At 58.2% G+C, this 16,743-nt stretch carries 14 protein-coding genes and 1 other RNA gene; 7 read left to right on the plus strand and 8 right to left on the minus strand.

Features of this window, described 5'->3' with window-relative positions; genetic code table 11:
• Positions 1 to 200: 200 nt before the first annotated feature.
• From K5845_RS12730 to K5845_RS12740, 3 genes are read left to right on the plus strand one after another with little or no spacing between them, the layout of a single operon-like run.
• Entirely contained in the window at positions 201 to 1,262 is a 1,062-nt protein-coding gene (locus K5845_RS12730) for a lipid II:glycine glycyltransferase FemX (protein ID WP_287959141.1), read from the plus strand.
• Positions 1,263 to 1,279: 17 nt separating this feature from the next.
• Positions 1,280 to 2,470 carry a glycosyltransferase gene (locus K5845_RS12735; protein WP_046478046.1) on the plus strand — a complete coding sequence of 397 codons (1,191 nt, stop codon included), beginning with the start codon at positions 1,280 to 1,282 and terminating at the stop codon, positions 2,468 to 2,470.
• Positions 2,467 to 3,435: a polysaccharide deacetylase family protein gene (locus K5845_RS12740; protein ID WP_090226120.1), complete on the plus strand. Its 969-nt coding sequence runs from the start codon at positions 2,467 to 2,469 to the stop codon at positions 3,433 to 3,435. The genes K5845_RS12735 and K5845_RS12740 overlap by 4 nt, the downstream gene beginning before the upstream one ends.
• On the opposite strand, the gene K5845_RS12745 is transcribed toward K5845_RS12740, so the two are convergent.
• From K5845_RS12745 to ffs, 5 genes are all read right to left on the minus strand, one after another.
• The gene (locus tag K5845_RS12745; RefSeq protein WP_046478044.1) at positions 3,368 to 4,498 is read right to left on the minus strand and encodes a glycosyltransferase family 4 protein; all 1,131 of its coding nucleotides are present in this window, start codon (positions 4,496 to 4,498) and stop codon (positions 3,368 to 3,370) included. The genes K5845_RS12740 and K5845_RS12745 overlap by 68 nt on opposite strands.
• A 141-nt stretch (positions 4,499 to 4,639) precedes the next feature.
• Positions 4,640 to 6,766, minus strand: coding sequence for a right-handed parallel beta-helix repeat-containing protein (locus K5845_RS12750; protein ID WP_287959142.1), 2,127 nt, complete (start codon positions 6,764 to 6,766; stop codon positions 4,640 to 4,642).
• A gap of 56 nt (positions 6,767 to 6,822) precedes the next feature.
• Positions 6,823 to 7,143: a YbaB/EbfC family nucleoid-associated protein gene (locus tag K5845_RS12755; RefSeq protein WP_046478043.1), complete on the minus strand. Its 321-nt coding sequence runs from the start codon at positions 7,141 to 7,143 to the stop codon at positions 6,823 to 6,825.
• A 25-nt stretch (positions 7,144 to 7,168) separates the two neighbouring features.
• Positions 7,169 to 9,067 carry a DNA polymerase III subunit gamma/tau gene (locus K5845_RS12760; RefSeq protein WP_046478042.1) on the minus strand — a complete coding sequence of 633 codons (1,899 nt, stop codon included), beginning with the start codon at positions 9,065 to 9,067 and terminating at the stop codon, positions 7,169 to 7,171.
• A gap of 106 nt (positions 9,068 to 9,173) precedes the next feature.
• Positions 9,174 to 9,269: signal recognition particle sRNA small type (ffs, locus tag K5845_RS12765), an RNA gene on the minus strand.
• 238 nt (positions 9,270 to 9,507) lie between these two features.
• Between ffs and nudC the strand changes: the two genes are divergently transcribed.
• Positions 9,508 to 10,446 carry an NAD(+) diphosphatase gene (nudC, locus tag K5845_RS12770; protein WP_046478041.1) on the plus strand — a complete coding sequence of 313 codons (939 nt, stop codon included), beginning with the start codon at positions 9,508 to 9,510 and terminating at the stop codon, positions 10,444 to 10,446.
• Between the two features lie 55 nt (positions 10,447 to 10,501).
• Positions 10,502 to 11,128, plus strand: a complete 627-nt coding sequence (locus tag K5845_RS12775; protein ID WP_046478040.1) for an SCO family protein — start codon at positions 10,502 to 10,504, stop codon at positions 11,126 to 11,128.
• A 143-nt stretch (positions 11,129 to 11,271) separates the two neighbouring features.
• Here the strand turns inward: K5845_RS12775 and K5845_RS12780 are convergent, their stop codons facing one another.
• The 3 genes from K5845_RS12780 to K5845_RS12790 are packed head-to-tail and all read right to left on the minus strand — an operon-like array spanning position 11,272 to position 13,821.
• Positions 11,272 to 12,024 (minus strand): SDR family oxidoreductase, encoded by a 753-nt coding sequence (locus K5845_RS12780; protein WP_046478039.1) that lies wholly within the window; start codon positions 12,022 to 12,024, stop codon positions 11,272 to 11,274.
• 39 nt (positions 12,025 to 12,063) lie between these two features.
• On the minus strand, positions 12,064 to 12,996 hold the full coding sequence (locus K5845_RS12785; protein WP_287959143.1) for a prephenate dehydratase: 933 nt from the start codon (positions 12,994 to 12,996) through the stop codon (positions 12,064 to 12,066).
• 57 nt (positions 12,997 to 13,053) lie between these two features.
• Complete coding sequence (locus K5845_RS12790) at positions 13,054 to 13,821, minus strand: 3-deoxy-manno-octulosonate cytidylyltransferase (protein ID WP_046478037.1); 768 nt, start codon at positions 13,819 to 13,821, stop codon at positions 13,054 to 13,056.
• Positions 13,822 to 14,014: 193 nt separating this feature from the next.
• Here K5845_RS12790 and K5845_RS12795 point away from each other — a divergent pair, with 193 nt between their 5' ends.
• Together K5845_RS12795 and K5845_RS12800 are read left to right on the plus strand one after the other, a co-directional pair.
• Positions 14,015 to 14,554 carry a c-type cytochrome gene (locus K5845_RS12795; RefSeq protein ID WP_046478036.1) on the plus strand — a complete coding sequence of 180 codons (540 nt, stop codon included), beginning with the start codon at positions 14,015 to 14,017 and terminating at the stop codon, positions 14,552 to 14,554.
• A 282-nt stretch (positions 14,555 to 14,836) separates the two neighbouring features.
• A complete protein-coding gene (locus K5845_RS12800) occupies positions 14,837 to 16,708 on the plus strand; it encodes an extracellular solute-binding protein (protein ID WP_244466796.1) in 1,872 nt (623 codons plus the stop codon).
• Positions 16,709 to 16,743 lie beyond the last annotated feature (35 nt).

Genomic DNA, 16,743 nt, shown 5'->3' on the forward strand with positions numbered 1-16,743 from the left:
TTACGGCGCTGGACGAATTTCTCCAGATCCCCCGAAACTACGGGTATTTGTGAGGCCACTGATTGTTCTAGGTACGCAGATCCTTAGGTCGCAAGTTAAGGCCCGGTTCTTGCTGTGCCATAGCCGCATGCGAACGCCTTTACTCTGTGGGTGTCTCGCCAAGGCTAACGCGCTAAATGGCGGAAATTTTGGGGACCCTAATGCTTAATAGACTTCGCGGGGCTGAAGATCTTCTTTCTGAGCCTGCGGTGGAAGCCGAAGTCGACGGATATCGCGCCGAGCGCGTGCTCGATGAGTACGTTTGGGAAGATTTGCTCGCCCGGCATCCGCTGCGCAGCGCCTACACTTCGTGGGGGTGGGGTGAATATAAGCGCGGCTCGGGATGGAGCGTCGAGAGGTTTCGAGTTGTCGATGCGGCCGGCGTAACGCGCGCGCTGTATCAGACACAAACCCAGAAACGCTGCGGAATTCGACGGGTGCTTATTCAGGGCGGACCGTTGTTCTTCGATTGCGAGACCTACAGCAAGATCTCCAAGATCGTGGAGGTCATGCTCAAGCAGATCGATGTGCGATGGAACGTGGTCGTTGGCATCAATTTCTACGGCTTTCGCACAGATGAAACGGTCATGGGGATCCTCGCTTCAGGGTTTGCGCCGATCCTCAACCGGAGGAACTTCACACTAGTGATGGATCTGTCCAAGGGGTTGGATGACGTGCGCGCTCAGCTCAATCAGACTGCACGGCGATACGTCAAACTTGGGCTGAAGAACCCAAAGCTCAGTTGCGATATCGTGCGCGGCACGCGCGAGCGGCGCGCCGCCATAGACCGGCTTGCCGCCATGTATGACGATCTCGCCACTCGAAAGAACTTCGAGAAGGGTTTCAATACGAGCGCGTTTCGCAAGATCGTCGGGGATGACGATCGATACGTTATCGCCGAGGCACATGTCGATGGCGAAGTGGCTTCCCTTTACATTGCACATCAGGCTGCGAAACGCATGATCGGTCTGGTCGCCGCCTCCAACGAACTCGCGCGTGCGAACGAGGCAAGCTATCTCGCGATCTGGACGCTTTTCGAATACGCTTGTTCGGAGGGGCTAACCTCCTTCGACCTGTCGGGCATCGATCCCTTCGGCAACTACGGGACATTCCAGTTTAAACGGCGAATTTCCCGCAAACTCGAGCAATCCGATCCGCTTTGGCTCTACTGCAAAAATCCGGTTTTGCGTAACGCGGTCACGTTAGCGCTGACCAGATCCTGAGAGTATCGGACGCAAGCATGCGGGTGTTGATTGCCCATAACCAATACCAGCAACTCGGCGGCGAAGACATCGTCGCCGAGAACGAGTGCGCTATGCTGCGCAGGGCAGGTCATAGCGTTCAACTGGAGACGATCTCCAACGACTCTATTTCCGGGACGATGGCGAAGCTCGCGGCTGCGCGCCGCGTCAGCTATAATCCTGCCGGCCGCGAATGGATGGCGGAGAGGATTGCCACGTTTCAGCCTGACATCGTTCAGGTCCACAACGTCTTTCCCTTGCTGACACCCGCCGTATACGATGCGTGCGCGGAGGCTGGGGTGCCTGTCGTACAGACGCTCCATAATTTTCGCGTCAGTTGCGCCGGCGGATTCTTTCTTCGCGATAATAAAGTCTGCGAGAAATGTCTGGGCGGCTCACCCTATTGGGCCGTACGACATCGGTGCTATCGCGGTTCACTCCTCGGATCGCTGGCCGTCGCGCATATGATCGACAGCCACCAGCGCGCAGGGACGTGGTCGAAGAAAGTCGACCTCTATTTTGCGCTGAGCGACTTCGCCAAGAGCCGGTTCATCGCCGCGGGGCTTCCCGCAGAGCGTATTGTCGTAAAACCCAATTTCGCCATTGATCCAGGACCGGCGTCTCACGGCTCGCGGAATGGTGCGCTATTCGTCGGGCGGCTAAGCGAGGAAAAGGGTGTCCGCGATCTGGTCGCTGCTTGGGTCGGTATTGATGTTCCTCTTAGGATTTGCGGCGACGGGCCGCTGCGCGAAGAGCTGGAAACGCAGGCGAGGGGAAACATCACATTTGTCGGGCGGATCGGGTCCGATGAGGTGCGGCGGGAAATGGCACGGGCACAGTTCCTCATCATCCCGTCCATCTATTACGAGAACTTTCCGATGGTTATCGCGGAAGCCTACGCGTCTGGTCTTCCGGTTCTAGCCTCACGCATCGGCAGTCTGGCTGAGATTGTTCGACACGGCGAAACGGGTCACCTGTTTGCGCCAGGTGATCCCATCGACATGCAGACCGAGGTGCTTGCCGCGCTCTCTGCTCCTGACACCTTAGCTGGAATGGGTCAGCGGGCGCGCGAGATCTTTGAACGAGAGTATAGCGAGGCGGCGGTTTGTGATCTCATGACCTCAACTTACGCACGGCTTGTCACTGCTGCTCAGAATAAAAAGTGTAGAATTGCGGGAGTTGCTTCATGAAATCCGCGCGACGACCTGCACTGACGTGCGTGTGCTATCACGATATCGCCGCCCGGGAGAGCGCTGCGACAGCCGGACTTGGGATCACAACGACTCCCACCACCTTTGCCGAGCACCTCGATTATTTCACCTCTCGTTACAACGTCGTTGGGCTTGATGCCGTCCTTGCAGGCGAACTTCCTGAACGGCCCTTATTGATTACGTTCGACGACGCTTACCGGTCGGTACTGACCAATGCCGCGCCTATGCTTGCCGAACGGAGGCTGCCGGCTGTCATGTTCGCCAATGCTAGGCCGATTCGCGATGCGTTCGTGCCACCCGAGAACATGTTGGCGTTAAGTGCCGCACAGTGGGGGATCGACGACTTGAGCCGTCTCGTTTCGAACGGGCGCTTCGAAGCTGAAACGCTCTTAGACTTGATCGGTGGCTATGCCTCCCGGCTCGCCCCTACCGAGTTGCAGGACATGAGTGCGGTGATCCTTGCAAAGCTGGGCCAGACTCAAGCGCAGCTTCATCGCGACCTCGGTCTTTTTCTTGAGCCTGACGACCTCAAACGCCTTGCGGACTTTGGCATAGAGATCGGAAACCACACGCGCTCACACGTGCGATGCAGAGCCCTCGACGCCCGTGAGCTCAACTCGGAAATTGTCAGCGCAAAAGACGAGCTGGAAGAGATGTCCGGCCGAACGGTTCGTGGTTTTTCGTTTCCGTGGGGGCACGAAGACGACGCCACCCCAGAAGCGCTCGCCGCGATCCGTTCGAGCGATCACCGAGGCATTTTCCTCGTACATGCGCGGCACAATAGCGAGCGACCCGCGAAAGACATCTGGTATCGCGTGGTCATGACCAACGAAAGTGTTCAACAACTGCCCTGGGTCCTGTCGATTAAACCAAGGCTCAGGTCGCTTGTTCAACGTTGGCGGCGAGGCCGGGAAGACGGCGCGCGAATGAAACAGCGCGCGTAAATTCCGCGAGAGACTTCTCCAAGCTGAACCAGCGCACAGCATCTTCGCGATCGCGCGAGAACCGCGCCCATCGTTCCGGCGATGAGAGGATATCGGTAGCTGCACATGCCCACGCTTCGATATCGAGCGGGCGAACGAGACCGACACCGAATGGCTCAATCAGTTCTTGAGATGAGACGGCGTGCGGCGAGCCGATAACGGGCGTTCCGCAAAGGACGGCTTCATTGGCGACCAAGCCCCACGTGTCGCCACGCGATGGAAACATCAAAAGTTTTGCGGACGCGTATGCGGCGGGCAACGCATCGGCTTGAAGATATCCATCAAATTGGGCTGTGACACCGGATCGGGTCAATCGTGATTGTAGCTCATCGCGGAGCGGGCCATCCCCGACAATCCGAACTTTGGGAGTCAGGCCCTTCCGGCGGCAGCAATCGATTACGTCTGCAAAAAAAAGCGCTCCCTTGATGTGCTCGTTAAGCGCGCCGGCAAACAGAATATCGAAGGGGCGCTCTTCATAGCTCAATTTTTCCACCGGACTGTCCCAAGCCACGACGATAGGGACGACGACAGCGCGCTCACGCGACAAGCCCCAACGCGCGAGCAGATCTACGCTGGCTTGGCTCGCACAAACACCGAATGATGCCGATGGCACCAGAAGACGCCGCATGAGGCCATGCACCCGAGAAGTCTCGCCGGGATCTGTTGCGAGTGCGCCATCGGTGGCGACGCCGTAGGGTATCCCAGTCGCACGAGCATATCCGGCGGCGAGCGCCATCGTTGGAGAGAAGCCACCCCACAGGATGCTGATGTCAGGCTTCAAACGCCGCAGCGCCGTGATCACAGACGGATTGAAGTACGCATGGCTCGTGTAGCTGGCGTGACGGCGCCATCCCGACAAAACCTCGAGCTTGTAGTGTTTCGCTTCCGGAATCTGCCAGGCGCGCTGCGGTTCGATCGCGGCGCACGCTAGGACCGTTACCTCTTCGCCTGAGGCTTCCGCATATGCCTCGTAGAGCCGATGGGTGTAAGGCGCAACTGAGCCTGTGACGATAGCAAGGGACATGGGTCCGGACGGTTCGCGTTTGAGAAAAAGGTGCTTCCTGGCAGTGCGAGGCGTGCCCAGCAGCTCACTATCCCAGGGTGATCACCGGCACACAACACTCCGCCTGTCGTCATGCTTTACAGGAAACGGGTTGTAGATCCGTTAGCGGGTTGAACCCTCATCCGCATTAATTTGCGGCAAGATGATTCCGCGATCCATCCGGTCGTAGGGAAGGCCCTGCAGTTGTGCGGCGCTCAATATATCCTCTCCGAGAATGGTTGGGATATCGCGTGCAGTCTTGAGAGCATCCAGGCGTGATTTTGCAGGGGATGACACGCCTATTTCAGACGGCGTCAACGGTTGTTGGAGGGCCTGCCCGGACTCTTCGACCTCGGGATAAATCCGGTATGGAACGCCTGAGACAAAGAGATTGCCTTCAGCGGTATTGCGCTTTGGGCGAGCGGGATCATCGCTGAGAATATCCGCCAGATGCGGATAGCGCTTCATCCAGCGTGCCGAGCTGATGGGCATCGCGGCTAGCCGTTGCCGCAACTCACGGTCCGTATTCCAGACCAGCTCGCCATTCCACGTCATGCCGCGTCCATCGATGTGCACGCCCGGCTCTGAGTTGATCATCACATTCTTGCGCGCAACGTTGTCGCGGCCACCGCCGATGAACACGGGCTGCTCGACGCGCAGGAATACGTTGCCTTCCACAGTGGTGCCGCTGGTGAAGTCGTCGAGATAAACGCCCTTGACCTCGAAGCCCTCCCCCTGACCACGGAGATCATGCAGGAAGTTATTGCGTATGATGGTGCCCCGCCCAGTCCAATCACGTCCCGTATCTATCGCACCGGCATCGGAGGTATCCGTGAGGACTGAGGTGATCTCGTTGAGTTCGATCAGGTGGTCGTTGCCGGAAAATGAGATGGCTGTGTGCGGTGCATCACAAAGGTAATTGCCGCGCGCGGTATTGCCGACGCCATCAAGCCGAATGCCTGGCCGGTACATGCGCCCCAATCGGGAAAAATCCCGAATACGACAATCGCGCACATAAAGGTTCGCAGGTGTAAGGCTCGGCCTGTCGCCGCCGCTCAGGACCACACCGCCTTCGCCAGTGCGCGCGATGTTGCAGCTCTCGATGCCGCTCTCTCTTGCGTTGTTGATGCTTGCCGCAACGCCACCCGTATCGCGGATGGTGACGTCTCGAATTGCGATGTTGGCGCCGCCTTCAATTTTGATCGCGCTTCCACGCACGCGCTCTAACGCGAGATTTTCAATCTGGATGTTTCGCGCACCGAGTATTTCAAACAGGTGCGGTGCGAGAGATATCTCAAGCGGGGGTCCTCCTTCGGGGCGCGGCCAGACTACGAGCGTTCCCGTGTCCCGATCGCGGTACCACTCTCCAGGCATGTCGAGTTCGGATAACGCGTGCGAGATGAAAATTCGAAAATCGGAGCCAAATCCGAATTGCGGAGGAGCCGCGAGTTCGAGGGCAGCGTCCGCGGGTGCTGCCCGGACAATCGGGATCGTCTGATAATTCCAGTTCCAGCGGAAGTTGCCATTGGCCCAGAGGTCCGGCTCGTCCGCCCAGGCTGAATAATTGGCGCCCTTCAATGCGAACTTTGTGCCCGATCCGTCGACAGACAGGCTGGTTGCCGGAGCAAATCCTTCATTGGGCCACCGTGCCGGGATCAGCGGACCTGCCGCGTCGAAAACCTCGAAGGGGATCAGATCCGGCAGCCGATCATGGACACGCGGGACATCGACGCGGGTGGCGCTGCGGACGAACTCCGGGAGCCGATAGGCTTGGACGGCGGCCCGGGCTTTGTCCGTCAACTTCGTGAGATGACTGGACGGCAGGCTCGTCAGCTCGAGGACAACGCTGCCGCGCAGGGTCGCGGTGCCGGAGCTTGTTCCGCGTATGATCAATGGGGCCGCATCGGTGCCTCCGTCATCGGACGTAAGTTCGATTGGCTCCTTGAGCCGATGAACACCGGCGCTCAACTCGATAACGATGGAGACGGGCTCGGCAGATTGCCGCCGCAGCGTTCTCGCAAGCTTTAATGCCGATCCGAGCGTTCGGGCGGTCGGACGATGTCCGGATGAGGTGGCGGGAAGGTCAACGGCTTCCGAAAGGTCTGCCGGGACGAGGATTACAATTGCCTCGGTTTTCGCCTCACCGCCTACAAGGCTTTGTGCGAAGCTCGGATTGCTTTGGCCCACAGCAGATATCGCAAACAGGAGGGCCATCAGTATCGCGATGCGCCAAAGCGGATTTCGGCGCATCGAACGATCTAAAATTGAGACTTCGCTCGGTGACACGGTGTGCGAAGCCGTAGAGCCTAGAAAAGCTTCAAGCCTGGAGGCAACGGCAGGCCTCCAGTTACAGAGGCCATCTTCTCCTGCACTGTCGCTTCGACTTTCGATCTCGCGTCCTGGAAGGCTGCCACGATCAGATCTTCAAGGATGTCGGTCTCATCGGGCTTAGCGAGACTTGGATCAATCTTGATCCGCTGCATGTCGCCTTTGCCGTTCAAAACAACTTCCACCATGCCCGCACCGGACCGACCCTCGATCTCCATTTCGGAAAGTTCGGCCTGGACTTCCTGCATCCGGGTTTGCATCTCCCGAACTTTGCCCATCATGCCCATTAGATCTTTCATTTGAGGTTCCTTAAGTTACGTGGGGTCAACCGGTGCGCGTGCCCGTGTCGTCGTCTTCATCCGTCGCACCGTCAATTGGCCGGACTGCGGCGATCTCCGCATCGGGGAAGGCCCGCAATGCCGCTGCTACGGTCGGGTGTGCTTTAAGTCTTTCGAGTTCCGCAGCTTGCCGTTCTCGCCGCACCACGGCAACGGGTGGAGCGCCCGGCGATTTTGAAAGCGCTACCATCCAGTGATGACTGGTCCACTGGTTGAGCCGCTCGCGTAATTCGTTGGCGATTGTTGGTGGCGCACCCTGGAGCAGATGTAACTCGATGCTGTGCGTGGCTCTGTCGAATTTCACGAGACTGACGTGCTCTTCCAGGAAAACCTTGAGCTTCAGATCACGATGTTGACCTATGATATCAAGAGCTTCCTCGAACGAGCCGGGATCGGGACGCAATCCGCCGCTAACGGGCATCAGGTCCGAGGCATTTGCCGGATCATCGGTATCGAACTCGTCGGAAAAACCTTCGGCAGACTCCAGCCAGCTCTCATCGAGCCCGCCTCCTGCGAAACCTGGGTCCTCGCCCACGGACCCTTGGTCAGTGTCGCCGGTCGCGGCCGAGGGGATCGCGGGTGCTCTATCGCCATAATCTGATTGGCTCCGCGGCGCGGCTGTATCGGCTGTTGCGGGCGCCGGTGCTGCACGGCGTGCCGGCACGCTCTCTCCGCCCAGCGCCTTGATAACCTCCTCAGGCCCAGGCAGATCCGCGGTGTAAGCCATTCGGATCAGCACCATTTCGGCGGCGGCAATCGGGCTTGGCGCGCGTCCGACTTCTTCGATGCCCTTGAGAAGCATTTGCCAAGCGCGAGACAAAAGCGGCACTGAAAGTCGCTCGGCCACGCTGCCGGCACGCCGTTGTTCTTCCGCCGAAAGGGCATCGCGCGCGGCTTCTGCGCCCACCGCTTTAATCCGCGTCGCCAGATGCACAGCCTCGGAGAGATCGGTGAGCACCTGAACGGGCTCGGCCCCATCGCGGTGCAAGGCCGATAATGCGTTGATCGCATCTCCAGCGCGCCCGGCGAATAACAGATCAAGAAGGTCGAAGATCCGACCACGGTCCGCCAAGCCCAACATGGCACGGACGTCGGCCGCCTTCACCTCACCGTTGGTGAACGCTATCGCCTGGTCGAGAATCGACAGGCCATCGCGAACCGATCCCCCTGCAGCCCGAGCGATAAGCATAAGCGCCTCATCTTCGGCGCTCGCCCCCTCTTCCTTGGTGATCTTTTTGAAGTGCTGACTGAGTTGGGGCACGTCGACGCGGCGCAGATCGAACCGCTGACAACGAGAGAGCACTGTAACCGGTACTTTGCGGATTTCGGTCGTCGCGAAGATGAACTTCACATGCTCCGGGGGTTCTTCAAGCGTCTTCAACAACGCGTTGAAGGCAGCCTTCGAAAGCATGTGGACTTCGTCGATGATGTAGACTTTGTAGCGCGCGACCAGTGGCCGGTAACGGGCGCTTTCAATGATCTCGCGTACGTTGTCGATGCCGGTATTCGACGCCGCATCCATTTCAATGACGTCGGCATGCCGGCTTTCCATAATCTCCCGACAGTGGCGGCCGAACGCCGCAGGGTCGGTCGGTAACCGGACCGTTGGCTTGCTGACGCCGTCAACTTCGAAGTTGAGCGCCCGGGCGATGATGCGCGCCGTCGTGGTCTTACCAACCCCGCGGACACCGGTCAGCATATAGCCTTGCGCGATCCGGCCCTGCTCAAAAGCATTGCTCAGGGTCGCGACCATGGCATCCTGCCCAATCAGGTCGTCAAACGTCTGCGGACGGTACTTACGGGCCAACACCACGTAGGGTTTGGTCGTCGTTTCCGATGCTGGAGTGCCGTCGCTTGCCATAATGCCGGTTTTCTTTTGCGTCATCGCGCGGGAGTTTAGCCGCTGAATGATCGCGATGCACGTACCGGCGTCACGTCGCCAAAAGTCACACGTGCCCTGGCGCTTGTGGAGAACGCGACCGCAAAGGGAGATTTAAGGCTGGCGGACGACCCGCGTCCTAATCGTTAGGGCTGCTTCGTTCCCGACCTGACCCGGTTGGCGAGGGATGCGTCCGCCGCCAGCCCATCTGCTATATGACGGGTTGGGCTTCTGTATGCAAGGGTGCATCGTCCCACAAATCCAGATAAAGTGTCAGTCTACTGTGCGCCGAGCCGATTGTCTCGCGAGGGAAGCTTCGCTCTCCGTTGCAATATTGGCAACTCCCCGTTATCTCGACGATATAAGGATCGGCAAAGAATGCCAAACGGCCAACCGCGGCCGGGCTCGGCGCTCATGACGCCGTGGCCATTAGGAGGGAGACCCGGATGACCCCAACACTCGGACCTGCAACCGGACTCGACCGGGCGAGCGACAGACGCTCAGACCGCGAGTACATTGACGGGCTGCTGGGCGCCGATAATGTCCGTTTCCTCGTCATGGCCAATGGCAAGCCCGTGGTTGTGTCGGATGCGGAGCGTACAAAGGCCTCGATCCGGTGGTTTTCTGGAAAGCAAATCGCCGATATGGGGCTGGCCGTGCATGAGGCCATTTTCATGGGCACCGATCCAAAAAGCGGCGCCGGGCACTTTGCCGTTGCGACAACTGAGCACTACGCACGCAATGCTCCCGTGGCAAAGGAGCTTCTCACTCCGATCGTGGATCTACGCTCTCTCGCCGCGCAAGGCACCATGAAGCCAGAGGAGTTGTCGCTGGTTTCGCAAGCCATCTCACTTGCGAACTGGCACGATAACAACCGCTGCTGCGGACGTTGCGGCGGCTCGATGTCGAACAAGGACGGCGGCTGGAAACGGCGGTGCTGGGCCTGCAAACACGAAGTGTTTCCGCGCATGGATCCGGTGGTGATCATGGCGGTCAACGATGGCGAACGCATCGTGCTCGCTCATGAAGAGCGCTTTCCAGACAAGATGTTCTCCACCATCGCCGGCTACGTCGAACCGGGTGACGACATTGAGTACGCCGTACGGCGTGAAACCTTGGAAGAAGTCGGCTTGGACGTTACCGACGTCGAACTGGTCAGCGCGCAGCCCTGGCCTTTTCCGCATTCGCTCATGCTGGGTTGCATGGCGCGTGCACCATCCATCGACCTCAAGGTCAATACGCGTGAAGTTGCCGAAGCACGCTGGTTTACGCGGTCCGAGGCAGCGCAAATGTTGGCGGGTAAGCACCCCGACGGATTGTGGCTGCCAGGCTCGCAAACGATGGCACACCTGCTTATCTCACGGTTTGTAAACGCGACCGCATAAAGACCGCGCCGCGCTTAGACCAACCTATTTTCACCGAACGGAGATCAACAGATCGATGGCGGGCAAGTCGTCTCTTCAGAAACTCAGACTCGTGCTTTGGGGCGCCGTCGCTCTTGCGGCAATTGTAGGCGGTGCGATACTCTTAGGAGAGGCGCAGCAGGCAGTGCGTCAAGGCGCTGAGCTGCCGGGGGCCAAGCGACTTGGCGGCGACTTCACATTGACTCGGGCGAACGGAGAAACCTTCTCAAGCTCCGAGTTGAAAGGCCACCCCTATATTCTGTTTTTCGGCTTCACCCACTGCCCCGATATTTGTCCGACGACTTTGCTTGAAATTACCAAGCATCTTGAATCAATCGGATCTGCCACAAAGGATCTCAAGGTGCTGTTCGTTTCGGTTGATCCTGAGCGCGACACACCAGAGCTGATGGCCCAGTACATGTCTTCGTTCGACCCACGGATCATCGGGTTGACCGGCACGCCCGAGCAGATCGCCAAGGTCGGAAAGCTTTATCGCGCCTTTTACGAAAAGGTACCGCAAGAGGGCGGTGACTACACGATGAACCACACGGCGACGGTCTTCCTGTTCGATGCCAATGGCGCGCTACAATCGACGCTGAGCTGGCAGGAAGACGGAGCGACGCGCGAGGCGAAGATCAAGCGCCTTGTCGGGGACAAGGCGTAAAGACATTTGCGCCCGCGGCGTAGGGTACGATCGATTTCCTAATGAGAACCCGCTGGTGCTCGATGAACGTTGGATCCCGGGGACAAGCCCCGGGATGACAGCCGCGTGTGCTGTGTCGGTACGGTTCTCTCAAACGAGCGCGTTCAGACGCAGCGGCCGCCATCGACTTCCATGGCAACTCCGGTGATGAATTCAGAGGCTGGCTCGGCGAGGAAGACCGCAGCATTGGCGATGTCTGAAGGCTTAGACATCCGGCCTAACGGGATCGTTGAAACAAATTTCGCGCGGTTCTCGGGTGTGTCCGGCACCCCCATAAACTGTTCCAGCATGCCCGTTTCGCCCATCACCGGATTGATGGCGTTCACGCGTATGTTTTTTGGGGCAAGCTCGGCCGCTAGCGACTTGGTCAGGGTAATCGCTGCACCTTTCGAACCATTGTACCAAGTGAGACCGGGCCTCGGCCGTACGCCGGCGGTTGACGCAGTGTTGATAATGACACCGCCTCCACGCCGCTCCATGTGTGGAACACTGGCTAGTGTCGAGAGGTAGATCGCTTTGACGTTGACGGCGTAGACGCGATCGAAGTCGTCTTCCGTCACATTTAGCGCGGGCTGATTTCGATGCGTAAAACCGGCGTTATTGACCATGATGTCGAGGCCACCAAAAGCGTCGACAGCGGCAGCAACCATGGCTTCGACATCTGCGCGTTGGGTGACATCCGTTCGCGTTGCGAGCGCTGATGATCCGATCGCGCGTGCAACGCTTTCAGCACCTTCTCCGTTAAGGTCAGAGACTACAACCTTACAGCCTTCCTCGGCGTAGCGTTCAGCTATAGCCCGTCCGAAGCCAGAGGCGGCTCCGGTGACGACAGCTATCTTCCCTTCAAGACGTGGCATCGCGTTTTTTCCTCCCCATCCGGATACGTCCTGCCGATGTTACCCCGGCTGATGTAGCGTCACCGGACCGTTTTGTTGTACTGCCACCTCGGCGCGATATGGGCTCGCTTTGTAGGTGCCCAGCAACTTTACCTCGCTTGAAAAGAACGACAGCTCCTCAAGCGCGAGCTGCACCATGCGATCCGCTGGATGGCCCTCAATGTCCGCGTAAAACATTGTCGCGTTGAAAGAACCTTCAAGCTGATAGCTCTCGAGCTTCGTCATATTGACGCCATTGGTGGCAAAGCCGCCCAGCGCTTTATAAAGGGCGGCCGGCACGTTGCGGACCCGGAAGATGAATGTCGTAACCACAGGGCTGTCTTCCGGTTCGGCATCATCGGGATCACGCGAGAGGATGACGAACCGCGTCGTGTTGTGAACCTCGTCCTCGATGTCGCTCTTCAGGATTTCGAGACCGTAGATTTCAGCAGCCAGCGTCGTGGCTATAGCTGCAAGCCCCTTCTCGGAAGACTCGGATACGATACGCGCTGACCCGGCGGTGTCCGCCTCCGGAACCGGGCGGAGCCCCAAGTTTTTCAATGTCTTGCGACACTGACCCAGCGCATGCGTGTGACTCAGAACCTTCTCGATGTCCGACAGCTTGGCGCCCGGCTTTGCCATCAACTGATGACGCACACGCAGAAAGTGCTCACCGACGATATAGAGATCCGCACCAGGTAAAAGGTGATGGATGTCGGCAACGCGTCCAGCGACCGAGTTCTCGATCGGAATCATCGCGTAAGCCGCGTCACCGTTCTTGACGCAGACCAAGGCCTCTTCAAACGTCGGGCAGGCCACGGCCTGGAAGTTTGGGAAGACTTCGCTGCAAGCAAGGTGCGAATTGGCCCCTGGCTCACCTTGGAATGCAACGCGTGCCGAGGCTGGTTTATCCTCGTTTTGCGCGGAGTGCGCAGGCTTTTCAGTTGGGGCCATGTTCAAACGTAGCTGGAAGTAGGAATAAAGACAGACTGGAGCGGGCGGCGCGAAACATTAAGACCCACGCGCCGCGATATCGGCCGCACGATTGTTCAAAAGCTGGCGTGCACGTTCCAAGTCGGCGGGAGTATCGACACCGAGCGGAACCGTGTCAACGATCGCGACATCTATGCGCATGCCATCTTCGAGGGCTCGCAATTGTTCCAAGCGTTCGCGCTGCTCTAACGGCGAAGGCCGCAGAGCCACAAAACGTTCTAGCGCCGAACGGCGATAAGCGTAGATACCGATATGATGATAGAAAGGACCCTCCCCATAGGGAGCCACCGCTCGGGTAAAATATAGTGCTCGCAGCAAGTTAGGTGATCCGACCGGCGTTGCGACCACCTTAACGACGTTGGGGTTGTCGCGTTCGGCCTCCTCGCTGATCTCGGCAGCCAGGGTCACGATGTGCGGCCCCTTGCTGCGCAACGGCGCTATACATGCGTCAACGAGGTGCGGCTCCAACGTTGGCAGATCGCCCTGCAAATTAACGATGTACTCGGCTTCGCTGTCCGGATCGACCTTGTTGATTGCCTCATACACCCGATCAGAACCTGATGCGTGATCAGCGCGCGTCATGACCGCTTCGCCGCCGACTGAGCGAATTGCGTCGCGTATCTCTTCGCTGTCGGTGGCAACAACAACGCGCCCAAGGCCCGCGGCATGAGCCCGCCGCCAGACGTGGACGATCATGGGTTCGCCAGCGATGTCAGCCATCGGTTTGCCTGGCAACCGCGAGGCCTGCATGCGAGCCGGAATTACGATCAACGTGCTGGTGGACATAGGGCCTTTCACGGGTCACAAGGAGCAATGGTGACAAATAGTCTCGGAGACAACGCTGTTATAGGTAGGCAAGCCGTGTTGCAAGCACAGGCGGAATTCCTATAGTGACGGCCGAATCCAAAGGCTGGCTGGCGCGCCCGTCGGTCGGTCCTGACGCCGGGGCAAGGGCCTTCTACAGCAGGGTTGTTTATCGATGGACTCATTTGAGCTGAGCAAGATCGCGGGGGCCGTACTGACGGCGCTATTACTGATTTTTGGTGGCAAGACACTGATTGAGTTGAGCCAAGGACACGGCGGTGACCACGGCGAGCACGCCATTGTGGGCTATACTTTGCCCGCTCCTGCGCCTGAAGAAGCTGGTGGCGGAGCGGCTGAACCAGCTGCTCCAGCGTTCGATTTTGCCAAAGTCGCGGCAGATGCTCCCGCTGGCGATGTTGCGGACGGCGAAGCGACCTTCAAGAAATGCATGTCCTGCCACTCCGCCGAAAAGGGTGGCCCCAATAAGGTTGGTCCGGACCTCTGGGGCATCGTCGGACGGCCGAAAGCGAGCCACGAAGGCTTCACTTATTCGGCTGCTTTGAAGGAAAAGGGCGGGGATTGGACGCTGGAAGATCTCGCGCATTTCCTGCACAAGCCTAAAAGTTTTGTTTCGGGAACCAAGATGGTGTTTCCGGGTGTTTCGGATGAAAAAACCCTCACCAACCTTCTGGCTTACCTGAATAGCCTGAAGTAACGATCCCAATGACGTTCGGCATCCGCCGATTGTACGTCATACGGTCTATTAATGCGGCCTCGCTGCTTTGCCAGCGGGGCCGTTCTGTTATGATTATTTTGAGACCAAAGTGCTTCTTTGAGCCTTAAACATCTGGCCAAATGTGGCGAACCTTAAGAAGACTTAACTCGCCCTCGGCGCTCTCCACCGTTACAGCAGGTGTAGATCTGTATGGACAGCCTACGGAGATACTGAGTCTCGGGGCGCATGTCGCCGAATCAAACACATGGAGCCGAAGCGCATATGACGGCCATGACCTGGATTTCGAAGTCGATTGCGATCTCAGCAGCCTTCATGGCCCTGATCTCAGGCCCTCTCTCGCTCGACGTGTCCGCTCAGGATGCTCATCACCACGCGCTGTCCCTGGTTGGCGAACCAAAATTCGGGCCAGACTTCAAGCACTTCGACTGGGCGAATCCCGATGCCCCTAAAGGTGGGACGGTGCGCCGTGCTTCCCTAGGATCCTTCGACACCCTTAATCCTTTCAGCATCAAGGGAGAGACTGCGGATGGCGTTGCCGGGCTGGTCTACGACACGCTGATGGCGACAAGCCTTGATGAGCCATCAACCGAATACGGTTTGGTCGCTGAATGGGTCTCATACCCGGAAGATTATTCTTCCGCCACATTCAAGCTGCGTGAGGGCGCGCGTTTTCATGACGGCCAGCCTATCACACCAGAGGACGTGATTTTCAGTCTGGAGGCCTTAAAAGCGGCCAATCCATTGTTCGCGCTCTACTACAAAAACGTCACGAGTGCGGAGAAGACCGGAGATCACGAGGTCACCTTCCGCTTCGATATGAAAGGCAACCGCGAGTTGCCCCAGATCCTTGGGCAGCTTTACGTGCTTCCCAAGCACTTCTGGGAAGGCAAGCAAGCGAACGGACAGCCCCGCGACATTACCAAGTCTACGCTCGAAGCTCCCTTGGGCTCCGGCCCCTATCGAATCAAATCGGTCGATGCCGGTCGTCAGGTCGCGTTCGAACGGGTCGACGACTATTGGGCCAAGGATCTGCCCGTAGCGCGCGGCCTCAATAACTTTAACGAGATCCGCTACATCTACTTCCGGGATCGCGTACCGGCCTTCGAAGCCTTTAAGGCAGGGCAGATAGATCTTTGGACGGAGTCCAGTGCCAACGCCTGGGCCACTCAGTACAACGTCGACGCTGTCAAGAACGGGCAGATCAAGAAAGAGGCTCTGCCGCACAAACGCGTCGCACCGATGCAAGCGTTCGCATTCAACCTGCGCAGAGCGCAGTTCCAAGACCCACGTGTCCGCCAAGCGTTCAATCTCGCGTTCAACTTTGAAGCGATGAACAAGTCGCTGTTCTACGAGATGTATGTTCGCGTTAGCAGCTACTTCGATAATTCGGAGCTGAAAGCGACCGGACTACCGACGGGGCGTGAGCTGGAAATTCTTGAAAAGGTTCGAGACAAGGTTCCTCCGGAAGTATTCACGCAAGAATGGAAAATGCCATCGTCACCAGACGCTACGGCCCATCGGAACCACTTGCGTGCTGCCTCTAAGCTGCTGAAGGAGGCCGGGTGGCAAACGAACGGCGGAGTTCTTACCAACGCCAAAGGCGATAAGCTCTCCGTTGAGTTCCTCATCGTCAGCCCTGACTTTGAGCGGGTGCTGCTGCCCTATATCGACGATCTGAAAAAGTTGGGTATCGATGCCCGAGTTCGTCTCGTTGACTCAACGCAGTACACGCGACGGCTTGAGGAGTTTGATTTTGACGTTGTTGTCGCGTCCTTCCCGCAGTCGCACTCTCCGGGCAATGAGCAACGTGAATATTGGGGCTCAGCTGCGGCCGATAAGAACGGTAGCCGCAATATCATTGGGATCAAGAATCCGGCCCTTGATGAGCTAATCGAGGATTTGGTTCAGGCCAAAGACCGTGAAGAGGTTGTCGCCGCGACGCGCGCGATTGATCGTGTTTTGCTGTGGAACTACTACGTTGTGCCGCAGTGGCATTACCCCTTCGACCGCGTTGCTTTCTGGGACATATTCGGACGGCCTGAGGTGCTTCCCTCCCAGTTCCCGGCTGCGACCACAAATTGGTGGGTCGATGCCGACAAGGCGAAGGCTCTGGCCTCGCAACGCGGCATGTGAAGATCGTTATCTCCAAACCAGGACACGGGCACAGG

The sequence above is a fragment of the Filomicrobium sp. genome (assembly GCF_025698805.1).
Classification (GTDB): Bacteria; Pseudomonadota; Alphaproteobacteria; order Rhizobiales; family Hyphomicrobiaceae; genus Filomicrobium; species Filomicrobium insigne.